The 15,253-nt window shown below is 66.3% G+C and carries 16 protein-coding genes; all 16 read right to left on the bottom strand.

Going from position 1 to position 15,253, the window contains the following annotated elements:
• Positions 1–16: 16 nt before the first annotated feature.
• Positions 17–1,102, bottom strand: a complete 1,086-nt coding sequence (gene arsB, locus NP80_RS01145; protein ID WP_006407339.1) for an ACR3 family arsenite efflux transporter — start codon at positions 1,100–1,102, stop codon at positions 17–19.
• Positions 1,089–1,610 (bottom strand): arsenate reductase ArsC, encoded by a 522-nt coding sequence (locus NP80_RS01140; protein WP_006407338.1) that lies wholly within the window; start codon positions 1,608–1,610, stop codon positions 1,089–1,091. Before NP80_RS01140 ends, arsB begins: the two co-directional genes overlap by 14 nt.
• Positions 1,611–1,628: 18 nt before the next feature.
• On the bottom strand, positions 1,629–1,970 hold the full coding sequence (locus NP80_RS01135) for an ArsR/SmtB family transcription factor (RefSeq protein WP_006408539.1): 342 nt from the start codon (positions 1,968–1,970) through the stop codon (positions 1,629–1,631).
• Between the two features lie 121 nt (positions 1,971–2,091).
• On the bottom strand, positions 2,092–2,304 hold the full coding sequence (rpsU, locus tag NP80_RS01130) for a 30S ribosomal protein S21 (protein WP_006402910.1): 213 nt from the start codon (positions 2,302–2,304) through the stop codon (positions 2,092–2,094).
• Positions 2,305–2,341: 37 nt separating this feature from the next.
• Entirely contained in the window at positions 2,342–2,551 is a 210-nt protein-coding gene (locus tag NP80_RS01125) for a hypothetical protein (RefSeq protein ID WP_006402909.1), read from the bottom strand.
• A 37-nt stretch (positions 2,552–2,588) separates the two neighbouring features.
• The gene (locus tag NP80_RS01120) at positions 2,589–2,873 is read right to left on the bottom strand and encodes a hypothetical protein (RefSeq protein WP_006407336.1); all 285 of its coding nucleotides are present in this window, start codon (positions 2,871–2,873) and stop codon (positions 2,589–2,591) included.
• 317 nt (positions 2,874–3,190) lie between these two features.
• Entirely contained in the window at positions 3,191–3,415 is a 225-nt protein-coding gene (locus NP80_RS01115) for a hypothetical protein (protein WP_006402907.1), read from the bottom strand.
• Between the two features lie 525 nt (positions 3,416–3,940).
• Positions 3,941–4,426 carry an SRPBCC family protein gene (locus NP80_RS01110; protein ID WP_006407334.1) on the bottom strand — a complete coding sequence of 162 codons (486 nt, stop codon included), beginning with the start codon at positions 4,424–4,426 and terminating at the stop codon, positions 3,941–3,943.
• On the bottom strand, positions 4,404–4,766 hold the full coding sequence (locus NP80_RS01105) for an ArsR/SmtB family transcription factor (RefSeq protein WP_006407333.1): 363 nt from the start codon (positions 4,764–4,766) through the stop codon (positions 4,404–4,406). Before NP80_RS01105 ends, NP80_RS01110 begins: the two co-directional genes overlap by 23 nt.
• A gap of 94 nt (positions 4,767–4,860) precedes the next feature.
• Positions 4,861–6,024, bottom strand: coding sequence for an aldose epimerase family protein (locus NP80_RS01100; protein ID WP_006407332.1), 1,164 nt, complete (start codon positions 6,022–6,024; stop codon positions 4,861–4,863).
• Between the two features lie 541 nt (positions 6,025–6,565).
• Positions 6,566–7,864, bottom strand: coding sequence for an MFS transporter (locus NP80_RS01095; RefSeq protein ID WP_006410639.1), 1,299 nt, complete (start codon positions 7,862–7,864; stop codon positions 6,566–6,568).
• A gap of 120 nt (positions 7,865–7,984) precedes the next feature.
• Complete coding sequence (locus tag NP80_RS01090; protein WP_006407330.1) at positions 7,985–9,127, bottom strand: mandelate racemase/muconate lactonizing enzyme family protein; 1,143 nt, start codon at positions 9,125–9,127, stop codon at positions 7,985–7,987.
• Between the two features lie 403 nt (positions 9,128–9,530).
• Positions 9,531–10,385: a 3-hydroxybutyryl-CoA dehydrogenase gene (locus NP80_RS01085; RefSeq protein ID WP_006402899.1), complete on the bottom strand. Its 855-nt coding sequence runs from the start codon at positions 10,383–10,385 to the stop codon at positions 9,531–9,533.
• Positions 10,386–10,434: 49 nt separating this feature from the next.
• The gene (gene bktB, locus NP80_RS01080) at positions 10,435–11,628 is read right to left on the bottom strand and encodes a beta-ketothiolase BktB (protein WP_006407328.1); all 1,194 of its coding nucleotides are present in this window, start codon (positions 11,626–11,628) and stop codon (positions 10,435–10,437) included.
• A 48-nt stretch (positions 11,629–11,676) separates the two neighbouring features.
• On the bottom strand, positions 11,677–13,350 hold the full coding sequence (locus NP80_RS01075; RefSeq protein WP_006411225.1) for an electron transfer flavoprotein-ubiquinone oxidoreductase: 1,674 nt from the start codon (positions 13,348–13,350) through the stop codon (positions 11,677–11,679).
• 39 nt (positions 13,351–13,389) lie between these two features.
• Positions 13,390–15,180, bottom strand: coding sequence for an acyl-CoA dehydrogenase (locus NP80_RS01070; protein ID WP_006411222.1), 1,791 nt, complete (start codon positions 15,178–15,180; stop codon positions 13,390–13,392).
• Positions 15,181–15,253 lie beyond the last annotated feature (73 nt).

Here is a 15,253-nt window from a genome sequence, read left to right as displayed (position 1 = left end):
GACCGCCGCGTCGCGATCATCGTGCGAGGTCGTGCGTCCGCGGCGCCGCGTCGTACCAGCGTCGCGATCGATTCACGACACTGACGACGAACAACATCACCGGCACCTCGATCAGCACACCGACAACCGTCGCGAGCGCCGCGCCCGAGTGAAAACCGAACAGGCTGATGGCGGTCGCGACCGCGAGTTCGAAGAAATTGCTCGCGCCGATCAGGCTCGACGGACCGGCGACGCAGTGCGCGACGCCGAGCCGCCGATTCAGCAGATACGCGAGGCCGGAATTGAACAGGACCTGGATCAGGATCGGCACCGCGAGCAGCGCGATCACGCGCGGCGCGTCGACGATCGCGTCGCCCTGGAACGCGAACAGCAGCACGAGCGTGGCGAGCAGCGCGCCGATCGAATACGGGCCAAGACGCGCGACGGCGTGACGGAAATAGGCCTCGCCGCGCGCGAGCCAGCGCCGGCGCAGCCATTGCGCGACGAGCGCCGGAATCACGATGTACAGCGCGACCGACATGATCAGCGTGTCCCACGGCACCGTGATCGCCGATAGCCCGAGCAGCAGCGCGACGAGCGGCGCGAACGCGACGACCATGATCGCGTCGTTGAGCGCGACCTGCGACAGCGTGAAATACGGATCGCCGTCGCACAGCTGCGACCAGACGAACACCATCGCGGTACACGGCGCGGCCGCGAGGAGAATCAGACCCGCGACGTAGCTGTCGAGCTGCGCGGCGGGCAGCCACGGTGCGAATACATGACGCACGAACACCCAGCCGAGCAGCGCCATCGAGAACGGCTTGATCAGCCAGTTGACGAAGAGCGTGACGCCGATGCCGCGCCATTGGCTGCGCACGCGCACCATCGCCGCCAGGTCGATCTTGACCAGCATCGGCACGATCATCACCCAGACGAGCACGCCGACCGGCAGGTTCACCTGCGCGACCTGCATCCGGCCGAGCGCGCGAAACACATCCGGCAACAGCTGGCCGAGCACGATACCCGCGACGATGCAGAGCGCGACCCACGCGCTCAGGTAGCGCTCGAAAAACCCGATGGCCGGACGCGCGGCGCCGAGCGTCCTATCAGTGCCGCTCATCGCACGCCTCCGCCGGCTCTTCGCCGATCGCGCGCATCGCGCGCCGAATCGCGTCGCGATCGAGCGCGTCCAGCGGCAGCGCAAGGAATCGGCTCACGCGGTGCGCGATCTGGCGGCGCACCTTGTCGAATACGCTGCGTTTCTCGTCGTCGCTGCCCGCGCACGCGGCCGGATCTTCGAACCCCCAGTGCGCCGCGATCGGCCGACCCGGCCACACCGGGCACGCTTCGCCGGCCGCCGCATCGCACACCGTCAGCACGAAATCCATCTGCGGCGCACCGGGCCGCGCGAACTCGTCCCAACTCTTGCTGCGCAGTTGCGACGTATCGTAGCCGAGCGCCGCGCACTGCTCGATCGCGAACGGATTGACGACACCCGCCGGGCGGCTGCCCGCGCTATACGCGCGAAACCGGCCGTTTCCCAAGACGTTGAACAGCGCTTCGGCCATCACGCTACGCGACGTGTTGCCGGTGCAGAGAATCAGAATCGAATAAGGTCGGTCGGTCACACGCGGCTCCACGGAAGATCACGACGGATTCGCCGCGGGCGGGCAGCAGCCGCGCGCGTCGCTCGCCGCGCAGCTGGCGCCCGCGCAGCAGTTCTCCGTCAGGAAACCGATCAGGCCGTTCATGGCGTCGAAGTGCGCCGTATAGAACACGAAGCGCCCTTCCTGCCGCGACTGCACGAGGCCGGCATGCGACAGATCCTTCAGATGAAACGACAGGCCCGACGGCGACAGCCCGAGCCGTTGCGCGATCTCACCGGCGGCGAGGCCGTTCGGGCCGGCCACCACGAGCGCACGGAAAATCGCGAGCCGTGATTCGTGCGCGAGCGCGCTCAGCGCGCGGACGACGTGATTGGAATCCATGCGCGGCACGATAGCGCATTCATTTCTATATTTCAAGTAGTGTTGAAATAAAGCCGCCCTGCGTGCCGCATTCGAGTGCGCGGCGCCGCGGCCGCGCACGATAGGCGGCCGGACGCCGAGCTCAGTACAGCTTTCGCGGCGGCAGCGCGCGCCGCACGCGCGCACGCTGGCGCACGACGGCGCTCGCCTTCTTGCGCTTGCGCATCGCCGTCGGCTTCTCGTAGCTCGTGCGGCTGCGCAGTTCGCGAATGAGCCCGGTTTTCTCGATGTCGCGGCGGAACCGGCGGAGCGCGACGTCGATCGGCTCGTTGGCTTTCAGCGTGATGCTGGTCATGAATGATCCTGTGTTGAAGCGTTGATGGGAAAAAACGTCAGCCGAGCCGCGTCATCACGGCGCTCGCAATTTCGTCGGATTCGAACTCCGTATAGCCGGAGCCGATCGTTAGCGCACGTACCGCCGCGAACATCCGGAACTCCTGCTGATGCGCGAGCGCCGAGTCGCCGACGCCGGACGGCAGCGCCGTATCGGTTCCGCTTACTTCGCCGCGCCGGATCAGGTCGAGAAGATCGTCGATGATCATGGATGCCTCCGAAGGCCAGGGTGTGTTGCCGGTCGCGTCAAAGCGTGTCGGCAAAGAAGCCCGGCTTGTCGCGGTTATCGTCGATGATCGTTTCCGCATAGCGCAGAGACGCGCGGCGCGCATCGCCGGCCGTATCGAACGGCGACAGCTCGGCAAGGCGAAACGTCTGGCTGCGCGTCAGCATGTCGCCGGCACCGCGCTGGCAGATCTTCACGGCGGCGTCGAAGCCCGCGTCGTAGTTGTGCGCGCTGCCGAGCTGCGCCGGCACGTGCGGATAGATCAGCGGATAGATTTCGAATCCGCGATAGAGATGCATGCTCATGGTGAACTCCTGAGGCTCGTGGCGACGAATCGCGCGGACGAGCGCGTGCTGCCGGTAGCGCCGATGCAGGCGCGGCGGACGGGATAACGGGACGACGATGCGCGTGGCAGAGGCGCGACGCGGTAAAGACAGCCGATGGAGGGGGGAGCGGTCGAACAGCAGCGGCGGCTCGGAGAAGTTCATCATACGCGCATCGGCCGCTGCGCGCGCGGGTTATTTCCGGCGTCGCGCGGCGCGTGCAAGACGTCGCAGCGAGGCTGCCGTCGCCGCATGCGACGCGCTCGCAGCGCGGACGGTTCGCGGACCGACTGCGGCGCTCAGCCGCGCGTATCGATCCAGTTGCGTGCCCAGCGCGCCGAGTGGCGCAACGCGGCTTCCTCGCTGCTGAAGTAGTCGAGCGAGTAGAACTCGTAGCACGTCGGCTCGGCGCGGCAGCCGGTGCGGCGCAGCGTCAGGTTCGACGAGAAGCTTCCGTCCGGAAGCCGATGAGCGGAAGGGGCGACGGCATAGCCGCCGTAATGTTGGGTATTCGTTGCTTGCATGGTGATTCAAATATCTCGGTGTTGGCGACAAGAACGCGCCGGCAACCCCGATGAATTCGGGAACCGGGCGATTCGAGCGAGTGCAATCCGCAACACGTGGACGAACGTGTACCAGGCTCGCGTGAGCCTGTTCCGTTGTTGCCGTTGAACCGTTCGACGATGCCGATATCCGTCACGTGGCGTCGCAATGCATTGCAGATGCATGCAGTTACGCTACGCCGCCGACGGGGCATCGGAAAAGGGTCAAGGAGGGAGAGGACAACAGATGCCGCGGCAAGGCGGCAATGACGAGCAGCAATCGCGCTTCTTGAAGATCTCAACGGCGGACAATACGTGGTACCGACGATACTGTCAAGCGATTTCGCGCTGTGACGTCGTTTTCTGCGATTTTCGGGTTCCGTCGCCCTGCGCGAGCGCGTGCGGCGATGCGGCCCTTCATGCCATCGTCCGGATCCCGAAGCAAATGCGAACGCGCCCCGCGTGCGGCGATGCGCGCTCGTCGAACGTCGAGCGCGAACGCGCGCATCAGCGCAGCGTGCAGGCCAATTCGTCGAGCTGCGTGATCACCGTGTTCCAGCCGTCGAAGAAGCCGAGCTTCTCGTGCTGCTCGCGCGATGCGTCGTCCGGATGCATCACGTGCGCGACGTAGCGCGTGCCCTCGCCCTCGTCGGTCATCGTGATGATCGCGGTGAAACCCATCCACGGCGTATTCGGGCGCCAGCCCGCGGTCAGCATCGAGGTGAACGCGAGACGCGACTGCGGCACGATCTCGAGAAAGCAGCCGGGGTTGTCGCTGATGCCTCCGTCCGGCCCTTTCATCAACGTATGAAACGCGCCGCCCGGTTTCAGATCGAACGCGAGCACGTCGGTGGTCCACGGCTTCGGACACCACCACAGCTTCAGCAGATCGGGTTCCGACCATGCGCGCCACAACGCGGCGCGCGGTGCGCGCAGCACGCGCGTGATCATGAGGTCGCGCGAGTCGGCGCTATCGGCGGCGTTTCGAGTCATCGGCTTGCTCCTGTTGATGAAGTCGTTTGACGAATTCGACCATGCGATCGGATCGCGCTTCCCACATCGCGCGCTGCTCGGCGAGCCAGCGCTCGGCTTGCTGCAGCCGCTGCGGCTGCAGTTCGCAAGTGCGCGTGCGGCCGGACTTGGACGTGAGGATCAAGCCGCTGCGTTCGAGCACCGTCAGATGCTTCATGAACGAAGGCAGCGCCATGTCGAACGGCGCGGCCAGCGTCGACACCGTCTGCGCACCGCTCGCCAGCGCGCAGACGATCGCCACGCGCGTCGGATCGGCCAACGCGTGGAAGACGTCGCCGATCGACAACTGATACTTATCCATGCGGCTAAGTATAGGCGTCGGGGCGCGCGTGTTCAACCGGAACTTGATGGGCGTGCTGCGGCGGCTGTCGTGAGAGTCAGAGGACGCTCACGCGTCATCGTGCGCCCACCTTCCACAACGTCACTTCGTGCAACGTCTGGCCGGGCTTCAGCACGGTCGTCGGGAACGCCGGATGATTCGGTGAATCGGGGAAATGCTCGGCTTCGAGCGCGAACGCATCCGTTTGCCGATAAACGGTACCGCCCTTGCCGACGACGCTGCCGTTCAGGCCGTTCGACGTGTAGAACTGGAGCCCCGGCTGCGTCGTGTATAGCGCGAGAAAACGGCCCGACGCCGGATCGTAGGCGCGCGCCGCAAACGCGGGCGCCGCTTCGCCGCCGTGATCGAGCACCCAGTTGTGATCGTAGCCGTGCGCCATTGCCAGTTGCGGATGCGCGCTGCGCAAGCGTGCACCGATCGGCGTAGGCGCGCGCAGATCCATCGGCGTGCCGGCGACGCTCGCGAGTTCGCCGGTCGGGATCGACGTCGCGTCGGTCGGCGTGAAGCGCGACGCGTCGATCTCGATCAATTGCCGCTCGACGCTGCCGCTGTCGTGCCCGGCGAGATTGAAATAGCTGTGGTTCGTCAGGTTGACGACGGTGTCCTTGTCCGTCGTCGCGCGATAGTCGATGCGGATCACGTCGTCGTTCGTCAGCGTGTAGGTCACGTCCGTCGTCAGTGTGCCGGGAAAGCCGTTCTCGCCGTCGGGGCTCACGTAGCGCAGCGTGACGCTCGCACGCTGGCCGTCGCTGCGTGCGGCGGTGACCGTCCACACCTTCGCGTCGAAACTGTCGGGCCCGCCGTGCAGCGTGTTGCGTCCGTCGTTGAGCGGCAACTGCCACGTGTTGCCGTCGAGCGAGAAACGTCCGTGCGCGATGCGATTTGCGTAGCGGCCGATCAGCGCGCCGAAATGAATGTTGCCGTTGTGCGCTTCGTAGTCGGACAGCGAATCGAAGCCCAGCACGATGTCGGCGACCTTGCCGGTTCGGTCCGGCACTTCGAGCGCCGTCACGATGCCGCCGTACGTGATGACTTTCAGCGTCACGCCGTGCGCGTTGCTCAGCGTGTACTGGCTCACCGCGCGACCGGTGCGCGTGATGCCGTAGTCGTTGCGGTGGATCGCTACGTCCGCCGACGGCGATGCCGCGTTCGCCGCGGTGCCGACTGTTGCGTACAGGAAGATCGTAGCGATTGCGCGCTGCAGCCAGAGTCGTTTCATCACAAGCCTCCGAAGCGGTTTCGTTCGTATCGCGGTGCGCGTCCGTGCGTTGCGGAAAGCGTGCGCTGTGCGCAAGTTGTATGCCTGCTGGCGTCTTTGCGATGCGTGAGCGCGTGCGTCGACGCGGGGCGGCATGTGAGCGAATAGAACGGGTAGAGGCGCGGAAGTTCAGCGGTACGCTGCGGCGGGTGGGCGGGAGGTCGTCGCGCGGCGTGGAAGGTGGGAACGGGCGACGTCATGCCGACGGTGGTTCCGCGCGGATTGCAAGTGTGCGCGTGCTGTGTGCGGGCGAGAGCGAGAAGAATCACGTTTCGATATTGCGCACGCGTTGCGCGTATGCCACGAGAGAGGCCTCGTCCCGCCTTGCGCAAGGGCATAGCCGTTGCAGCGCGTCTTCAGGCGCTCAGGCATCCGGCCAAGCCGTTCGACGATCTCGCGCCGTCGCGCCGTCAGCGCTCGAAGATGAACGCACATCCGCTCCGCCCTTCAGTGGGCACGGAGCAATCGCGACGCGCCGACCCGCGCGAGCGCATACGCGCGACTAAACCGCGCCGCGCATCTGCGCGACCGTGCGCGGCCGCACCGCGACCGTCAGAATCGCCGCGCCCGCCAGCGCTGACGCGCCCGCGAGCACGAACGCGCCCGCATATCCGCCACCGTATTGCACGAGCCAGCCGGTCAGGCTCGGCGACAGAATGCCGGCCAGATTCGCGAGCAGGTGCACGAAGCCACCGGCCGCACCGACGCGCTCGCGCGGCACGATTTCCTGCAGCAACGACCAGCACGCTTGCGGCGCCATGAACGCGAACAGGCTCGCGATCGCGATCAGCGTGACGGCCGCACCGAGGGAATTCACGCGCGACGCGAGCAGCACGCACGCCGCCGCGACGCCGAGCCCGACGACGATCACGATCTTGCGTGCGAACAGCACGTCGCCGCTGTGGCGGTAGATGCGGTCCGATACAGTGCCGCCGGCGACGAAGCCGACCGTCGCGCCGAGCCACGGCAGGATGCCGACCACGCTCATCTGCTTGATGTTCAGATGCTGATAGTCGGTCAGATAGCTGGGTAGCCACGACAGGAAGAAATACAGCACGTAGTTGAAGCTGAAGAACGCGAGCGCGACGCCGAGCACCGGGCGCGACAGCAGATAGTGCAGCAGCGGACGTGCCGCGTGCGCGTCTGCTGCGTGCACGTCGCGCGTGCCGTGTACTGCGTCAACGCCGCGATCCGCTGCGATCTCGCGCGCCTCTTCCGGCGACACGCGCGGATGCGCGGCAGGTTCGTCGCGGAACAGCCGCCACCATGCGACAAGCCACAGGAAGCCGAGCGCGGCGATCACGACAAACGACACGCGCCAGCCGAACTGCAACGCGACGAGGCCGACGATCGGCGCAGCAATCGCCGCGCCGAGCGGCTGCCCGGCGTTCGTCCAGCCGACCGCTCGCCCCGCTTCGCGACGCGGAAACCAGTTCGAGATCGCCTTGTTCGTCGTCGTTCCCATCGGCCCTTCACCGATCCCGAACGCGACGCGCACGACCAGCAGATGCACGAACGACCCGGCCAGCGCGGTTGCACCGCAGAACAGCGACCACACGCCGGCCGCCCACGCGAACACGCGGCGCGGCCCGAAACGATCGGCAGCCCAACCGCCGACGAAACAAAACACGCAATAGCCGACGAAGAAGCTGCTGAACAATACGCCCATCTGCGCATCGCCAATGCCGAGATCGCGCTTGATGATCGGTGCGACGACCGACAATGCAGCGCGGTCCAGATAGTTCAGCATGCCGGCGCCGAACAGCAGTGCGCCGACCCACCAGCGGTATCGTGTTTTCATGTCGTCTCCTGTTGACCGGGCGGGCGGCGCTGCCGGGTGCCCCGGTTCGATGTTTTGCGACCGCGCGGCCGATGCCGGCAACCGCTTCGCGATCTTCGCTCCAACGCGCGGCTGCGCTGTTCAGCAGATCGTTGCGTGCGCAATCGTATTGCGCGCCAGTACCGCGTCGTCCGGCACGAAGCCGAGCCCCGGCATGTCGGGTAGCCGCAGTCGCGCACCGGGGCGCTGCGCGTCATGCAGCCGTTCGGGCCAGTCGAGATACGGAATCTCGAGCGCGACGTCGACCGGCAGCGTCGCGACCAGATGTGCGGTCGCCAGCAGGCCCGCGCCATAGTAGAAGCAATGCGGAACAACGCGCACGCGGTGCTGCGCAGCCAGCGCGATGACCGCACGCATCGCGGTCGGTCCCCCGATCTTCGCGACGCTCGGCTGCGCGACATCGAGGGCGTCGTGTTCGAACAGATTGCGAAAGCCGGCGACGCCCGATGCGTTCTCGCCGGCCGCGACGCGCACGCCGGTGCCGCGCACACGCGCGATCGCGCGCGCGTCGTCGCACGGCCATACCGGCTCTTCTATCCAGCCGAGCCCGAGATCGGCCAGTTCGCCGACGCGACGCACGGCTTCGTTCGCGGTCCAAGGACAGTTCACGTCGACCATCAGCTCGCCGCCAACCGGCAATGCATCGCGGGCGGCCGCGATCGCCGCGCGTTCAGTCTCGTGCAGCTTGATCCGCCGAAACCCTTCGTCCCATGCGCGCCGCACGTGGCGGGCGACTTCGCCGGGCTCGTTCTCGTAGCTGACGAGGCTCGCGTACACGTCGATCTCGTCGCGCCGTGCGCCGAGCCAGCGATACAGCGGCTGCCCCGCGTGCTGCGCGGACAGGTCGTGCAGCGCAGTATCGATCGCGGACAGCGCGTACAGCACCGGCCCGGTTCGTCCGAACGCATGCAGCGCGCGGTCGGCCGCGTCGCGCAATGCGCCGATCCCGCCGGGCGTCGGTTCGAATTCGGCGCCGCGGAACCAGCGCCCGACGGGGCCTTCGAGCGCGGCGAACGTGACGGGATTGATCAGATGGCCAAACGCTTCACCCCAGCCGACGCGGCCCGCTTCGTCGGTGACCTTGACGAGCAGCGATTCCATCCGACGCAGCGATCGGTCGGCGGCATTGTAGGTGTCCGCGGCGGGTGCCGACGTCGGGGCGGGGCGGCGGCCCGCGTCGAATGCGAGCGACAGGCGAATGACTTCGATGGCGGCAATTCTCACGAGCGGATTCTCGAGGGGGTGACGCTGCGACGGCAGCCCATATGATCTGTCATCATATGACTAACGTCGCGAAAATACAAGGCAAAGCCGAAACAAAGCCGAGATTTTGCGCCGGAACGCGAATTGTCCAAGCGGTTTTGTTATATGACGTCTTATGTGCACACTCTCCCTCGTATAGCAAGCGCGTCCGAGCGACACGGTACTCACGGCCGCGATAGACATGGCTACAGCGGTCGGGACCGCGTTCTTCGCAATCTTCAAGCGGCACTCCGGCATGTCGCCGTCGGCGTTCTACATGTAGCGCGCTTCGGCGCTGCGGCCTTTCGGATGCGCGGACGCCGCGCCGCCCATACGCATACGGCCGCCCGAAGGCGGCCGCATGAAAACGGAAAACGCGTGCCGTCTACTTGCTGTAGTCGTACACCCCCCGCCCCGTCTTCCGCCCCAACCGCCCCGCCGCGACCATCTCGCGCAGCAACGGACACGCGCGATACTTCGGATCCCCGAAGTCCTTGAGGAACACGTCCATCACGGCAAGACAGACGTCGAGTCCGACGAGGTCCGCGAGTGCGAGCGGGCCGATCGGATGGTTCGCGCCGAGCTTCATTCCCGCGTCGATCTCCTCGGCCGACGCGATCCCTTCCGCGAGCACGAAGAACGCTTCGTTGATCATCGGCACGAGAATCCGGTTCACGACGAAGCCGGGCGCGTTACGCACGCCGATCGGCGACTTGTCGAACCGCTCGGTCAGCGCGCGCACGGCCGCCGCGGTCGCATCGCTCGTCTGCAGCCCGCGGATGATCTCGACGAGCGGCATCAGCGGCACCGGGTTGAAGAAATGCATGCCGACGAAACGCGACGGATCGGCGAGCAGCGCCGCGAGTGCGGTGATCGAGATCGACGACGTGTTCGTCGCAATGATCGCGTCGGGCCGTGCGACCGATTCGATCTGCTTCAGAATGCGGCTCTTCAGCTCGACGTTTTCGGTTGCGGCCTCGATCACGATGTCGACCGACGCGAGCTTCGCGTAATCGGTCGAGGTCGAGATGCGTGCGAGCGCGGCATCGCGCGCGGCGGCGGCGAGCTTGTCTTTCGACACCAGCCGCTCGAGGCTGCCCTTCAGCGTCGCGAGTCCCTTCTCGAGCGCGGCGTCCGTGACGTCGATCATCACGACGTTGAGTCCTGCAACGGCGGCGGTCTGCGCAATGCCGTTGCCCATGGTTCCGGCGCCTACGACGCCGACGGTTTCGATGGCCATGACGATTCCTCGTATTCGATGCGTGTGTGCGGTGTGGAGCGGTCGATTATCAGATGTTCTCGAAGATCGCCGCAATGCCCTGCCCGCCGCCGATACACATCGTCACGAGCGCGTACCGCCCGCCGATGCGCTTCAGCTCGTACAGCGCCTTCACCGTGATCAGTGCGCCCGTCGCGCCGATCGGATGACCGAGCGAAATACCGGAGCCGTTCGGGTTGACCTTCGCCGGATCGAGGCCGAGCTCCTGCGTGACGGCGCAGGCCTGCGCGGCAAACGCTTCGTTCGCCTCGATCACGTCGAGATCGTCGATCTTCAGTCCCGCACGTTCGAGCACCTTCTGCGTGGCCGGCACCGGGCCGATCCCCATGTACGCGGGATCGACGCCTGCATGCGCATAGGCGACGAGACGCGCGAGCGGCTTCACGCCCTGTGCGCGCGCCGCATCGCCGCTCATCATCAGCACGGCTGCGGCCGCATCGTTGATGCCGGAGGCGTTGCCGGCCGTCACCGTGCCGTTCTCCTTCGCGAACACCGGACGCAGTTTCGAGAAATCCTCCGCGCTCGCCTCGTGGCGCACGTGTTCGTCGGTGTCGAATGCGACCTCGCCCTTCTTCGTGCGAATCGAGATCGGCAGGATCTGATCCTTGAAGCGCCCTTCGGCGATCGCGCGCGCCGCGCGACGGTGCGATTCGAGCGCCAGTGCATCCTGCGCGTCGCGCGAGATGCCGTATTTCGCCGCGACGTTCTCGGCCGTCACGCCCATGTGGATCGACTGGAACGGGTCGTGCAGCGCGCCGAGCATCATGTCGACGAGCTTCGCGTCGCCCATGCGCTGACCGAAACGCGCGGCCGGCACGCTGTACGGCGCGCGCGTCATGCTCTCCGAGCCGCCGCCGATCGCGACGTCGGCATCGCCGAGCAGGATCGTCTGCGCCGCGGACACGATCGCCTGCAGGCCCGAACCGCAGAGCCGGTTCACCGTCAGCGCGGGCGTGTGCTGCGCGACGCCGCCGTCGATCGCCGCGACGCGCGCCAGATACATGTCCTTCGGCTCGGTGTTCACGACATGGCCGAACACGACATGGCCGACGGCGTCGCCCGGCACGTTCGCGCGCGACAGCACTTCACGCACGACCTTCGCGCCGAGCTCGGTCGGCGAGAAATCCTTCAGGCTTCCGCCGAAATCGCCGATTGCGGTACGGACACCGCTTACGACCACGACTTCCTTCGCTGCATTGCTCATCGTCTTGCTCCGGTTCGTTCGCGCACGCCCATGCATGCGCGTGATGCGTCACATGTTCGGATAATTCGGCCCGCCGCCGCCTTCGGGCGTGACCCACACGATGTTCTGCGTCGGGTCCTTGATGTCGCAGGTCTTGCAGTGCACGCAGTTCTGCGCGTTGATCACCAGACGATCGCTGCCGTCGTCGTTCTTCACGAACTCGTACACGGCCGCCGGGCAGAAGCGGCCCTCCGGCCCCGCATACGTGCGCAGATTCACGTTCACCGGCACGCTCGGATCCTTCAGCGTCAGATGCGCCGGCTGGTTCTCTTCGTGGTTCGTGTTCGAGATGAACACCGACGAGAGGCGGTCGAACGTCAGCTTGCCGTCCGGCTTCGGATAGACGATCGACTCGCACTGCGACGCCGGCTTCAGCATCTCGTGATCCGCATGCTTGTGGTGCAGCGTCCACGGCACGTTGCCGCCCATCAGCTTCTGCTCGATGCCGACCATCAGCGTGCCGAGATACAACCCCTTGGCCATCCACTGCTTGAAGTTGCGCGCGCGGTACAGCTCCGTGTACAGCCACGACTGGCGGAACGCATCGGGATACGCATTGAGCTCGTCGCTCTGACGGCCCGCCTGCACGGCGTCGAACGCCGCATCGGCCGCGAGCATGCCGGTCTTGATCGCCGCATGGCTGCCCTTGATCCGCGACGCGTTGAGGAAGCCCGCATCGTCGCCGATCAGCGCTCCGCCCGGAAACACCGTCTTCGGCAGCGACATCAGCCCGCCGGCAGTAATCGCGCGCGCACCGTACGACACGCGCTTGCCGCCTTCAAGGAACGCGCGGATCGACGGATGCGTCTTGTAGCGCTGGAACTCCTCGAACGGCGACAGATACGGGTTCGTATAGCCGAGACCGACCACGAAGCCGACCACGACCTGGTTGTTGTCCATGTGATACAGGAACGAGCCGCCGTAGGTGTCCGGCTTCAGCGGCCAGCCGGCCGTGTGGATCACGAGGCCCGGCTTGTGTTTGGCCGGATCGATTTCCCACAGCTCCTTGATGCCGATGCCGTACGCCTGCGGATCGGCGTTCGCGTCGAGCTTGAACTTCGCGATCAGCTGGCGGCCGAGATGGCCGCGGCAGCCTTCGGCGAACAGCGTGTACTTCGCGTGCAGTTCCATGCCGAGCTGGAAGTTCTCGGTCGGCTCGCCGTCCTTGCCCACGCCCATGTTGCCGGTCGCGACGCCCTTCACCGAGCCGTCGTCGTTGTAGAGAATCTCCGCGGCCGGAAAGCCGGGAAAAATTTCGACGCCGAGCGCCTCGGCCTGCTGGCCGAGCCAGCGCGTGACGTTGCCGAGCGAAATCACGTAGTTGCCGTGATTCTTGAAGTTGTCGGGCAGCGCCCAGTTCGGCGTTTGCACCGCGCTCTTCTCGGACAGGAACAGGAAGCGGTCTTCCGTCACCTCGACGTTCAAGGGCGCGCCGCGTTCCTTCCAGTCCGGGAACAGCTCGGTGAGCGCGCGCGGGTCCATCACCGCGCCCGACAGGATGTGCGCGCCGATCTCGGAACCCTTCTCGAGCACGCACACGCCGATCTCGGTGCCTTTCTCGGCAGCCAGCTGCTTGAGCCGGATCGCGGCCGACAGCCCGGCCGGGCCGCCGCCGACGATCACGACGTCGTATTCCATCGATTCGCGCGGGCCGTACTGCGCGATCAGATCCTGTGTGGTCAAAATCCTGTCTCCTCCGGTGTGCGTCCGCGTGCGCTCGGCTCAGAACTGGTCTTCCGTCATCGCGAGCACGCCCTGGCCGTTCTTCGCGCCGACGATCGACGCCGCGAGCCCGTTCGCCTGCACGAGCACGTTCTCCGCATAGCACTGCGCGATCGCGATCTTCGCGTCGAAGAACGCCGGGTCGTTCGCGCGCTGCGCATCGGCCGCGACAAGCGCACGCGCCATCTGCCAGCCGCACAGCACGATGCCGGCGAGCTTCAGATACGGCACGCTGCCGAGAAATACCGCATTCGGATCCTGCTTCGCATTCGCGAGCACGTAGTCGACCACCGACGACAGCGCCTGCGCGCCCTGCTCGAGCTGCGCCTTCATCGACGCAGCCGCCGCGCCGTCGAGCTTGCCGAGCGCCGCGACCGTCTCGCCGATTTCCGCGATCAGCGCGCGCGCGACCGCGCCGCCGTCGCGCAGCGTCTTGCGGCCGACGAGGTCGTTCGCCTGGATCGCCGTGGTGCCTTCGTAGATCGCGAGAATCCGCGCATCGCGGTAGTACTGCGCGGCGCCCGTTTCCTCGATGAAGCCCATCCCGCCGTGCACCTGCACGCCGAGGCTCGCGACGTCGTTCACCATCTCCGTGCTCCAGCCCTTCACGATCGGCACCAGATATTCGTAGACGGCCTGATGACGCGCGCGTGTCGCCTCGTCCGGATGACGATGCGCGATGTCGCTGTGCGCGGCGGCCACGTACGCCAGTGCACGTGCGCCCTCGGTCAGCGCCCGCATCGTGCCGAGCATGCGCCGCACGTCCGGGTGATGGATGATCGTGACCGACTGCTTCGCCGAGCCGTCGACCGGACGGCTTTGCACGCGCTCCTTCGCAAACGCCGCCGCTTTCTGGTACGCGCGATCGGCGACGCCGATGCCCTGCATCCCGACGCCGAAGCGCGCCGCGTTCATCATGATGAACATGTATTCGAGCCCGCGATTCTCTTCGCCGACCAGATAGCCGATTGCGCCGCCGTGATCGCCGTATTGCAGCACCGCGGTCGGGCTCGCCTTGATGCCGAGCTTGTGTTCGATCGACACGCAATGCACGTCGTTGCGCGCGCCGAGCGTGCCGTCTTCGTTGACGAGGAATTTCGGCACGATGAACAGCGAAATGCCCTTCACGCCTTCCGGTGCGTTCGGCGTGCGCGCGAGCACCAGATGGACGATGTTGTCGGCCATGTCGTGCTCGCCCCACGTGATGAAGATCTTCGTGCCGAACACCTTGTAGGTGCCGTCGCCCTGCGGCTCCGCGCGCGAGCGTACGAGCGCGAGGTCGGAGCCGGCCTGCGGCTCGGTCAGGTTCATCGTGCCCGTCCATTCGCCGGAGATCAGCTTCGGCACGTAGCGCTGCTTCTGCTCGTCGGTGCCGGCCGTCAGCAGCGCCTCGATCGCGCCGTCGGTCAGCAGCGGACACAGCGCGAACGACAGGTTCGACGCGTTCAGCATCTCGATGCACGGCGTCGCGATCAGCTTCGGCAGCCCCTGGCCGTCGTAGTCGGTCGGATGCTGCAGCCCCTGCCAGCCGCCTTCGACGAACTGGCGGAACGCTTCGCGAAAGCCGGGCGTCGCGCTCACCACGCCGTCCTTCCAGCTGCTCGGATTGCGGTCGCCCTCGACGTTCAGCGGCGCCAGCACCTCGCCGCAGAATTTCGCGGACTCTTCGAGCACCGCCTGGGCGGTGTCGTACCCGGCATCCTCGAAACCCGGCAGCTGCGCGACGGCGTCGATGCCGGCCAGTTCCTTCAGCACGAACAGCATGTCCTTGACGGGGGCGGTATAGCTCATGGTCGTATTCCAATCAGGCGGTGAATGAGATGCGCCACGGGGCTCGATACGGCAAAACCGGCCAGATCCGGGC

This window comes from Burkholderia multivorans ATCC BAA-247 (genome assembly GCF_000959525.1).
Classification (GTDB): Bacteria; Pseudomonadota; Gammaproteobacteria; order Burkholderiales; family Burkholderiaceae; genus Burkholderia; species Burkholderia multivorans.
This window is presented reverse-complemented; position numbering and strand designations above follow the sequence as displayed.

What these genes read in the sequence shown, in the direction of transcription:
- arsB (WP_006407339.1), bottom strand. Translation starts at nt 1,102, where the DNA reads ATGAGCGGCACTGATAGGACGCTCGGCGCCGCGCGTCCGGCCATCGGG.
- NP80_RS01135 (WP_006408539.1), bottom strand. Translation starts at nt 1,970, where the DNA reads ATGGATTCCAATCACGTCGTCCGCGCGCTGAGCGCGCTCGCGCACGAA.
- rpsU (WP_006402910.1), bottom strand. Translation starts at nt 2,304, where the DNA reads ATGACCAGCATCACGCTGAAAGCCAACGAGCCGATCGACGTCGCGCTC.
- NP80_RS01125 (WP_006402909.1), bottom strand. Translation starts at nt 2,551, where the DNA reads ATGATCATCGACGATCTTCTCGACCTGATCCGGCGCGGCGAAGTAAGC.
- NP80_RS01120 (WP_006407336.1), bottom strand. Translation starts at nt 2,873, where the DNA reads ATGAGCATGCATCTCTATCGCGGATTCGAAATCTATCCGCTGATCTAT.
- NP80_RS01115 (WP_006402907.1), bottom strand. Translation starts at nt 3,415, where the DNA reads ATGCAAGCAACGAATACCCAACATTACGGCGGCTATGCCGTCGCCCCT.
- NP80_RS01110 (WP_006407334.1), bottom strand. Translation starts at nt 4,426, where the DNA reads ATGACTCGAAACGCCGCCGATAGCGCCGACTCGCGCGACCTCATGATC.
- NP80_RS01105 (WP_006407333.1), bottom strand. Translation starts at nt 4,766, where the DNA reads ATGGATAAGTATCAGTTGTCGATCGGCGACGTCTTCCACGCGTTGGCC.
- NP80_RS01100 (WP_006407332.1), bottom strand. Translation starts at nt 6,024, where the DNA reads ATGAAACGACTCTGGCTGCAGCGCGCAATCGCTACGATCTTCCTGTAC.
- NP80_RS01095 (WP_006410639.1), bottom strand. Translation starts at nt 7,864, where the DNA reads ATGAAAACACGATACCGCTGGTGGGTCGGCGCACTGCTGTTCGGCGCC.
- NP80_RS01085 (WP_006402899.1), bottom strand. Translation starts at nt 10,385, where the DNA reads ATGGCCATCGAAACCGTCGGCGTCGTAGGCGCCGGAACCATGGGCAAC.
- bktB (WP_006407328.1), bottom strand. Translation starts at nt 11,628, where the DNA reads ATGAGCAATGCAGCGAAGGAAGTCGTGGTCGTAAGCGGTGTCCGTACC.
- NP80_RS01070 (WP_006411222.1), bottom strand. Translation starts at nt 15,180, where the DNA reads ATGAGCTATACCGCCCCCGTCAAGGACATGCTGTTCGTGCTGAAGGAA.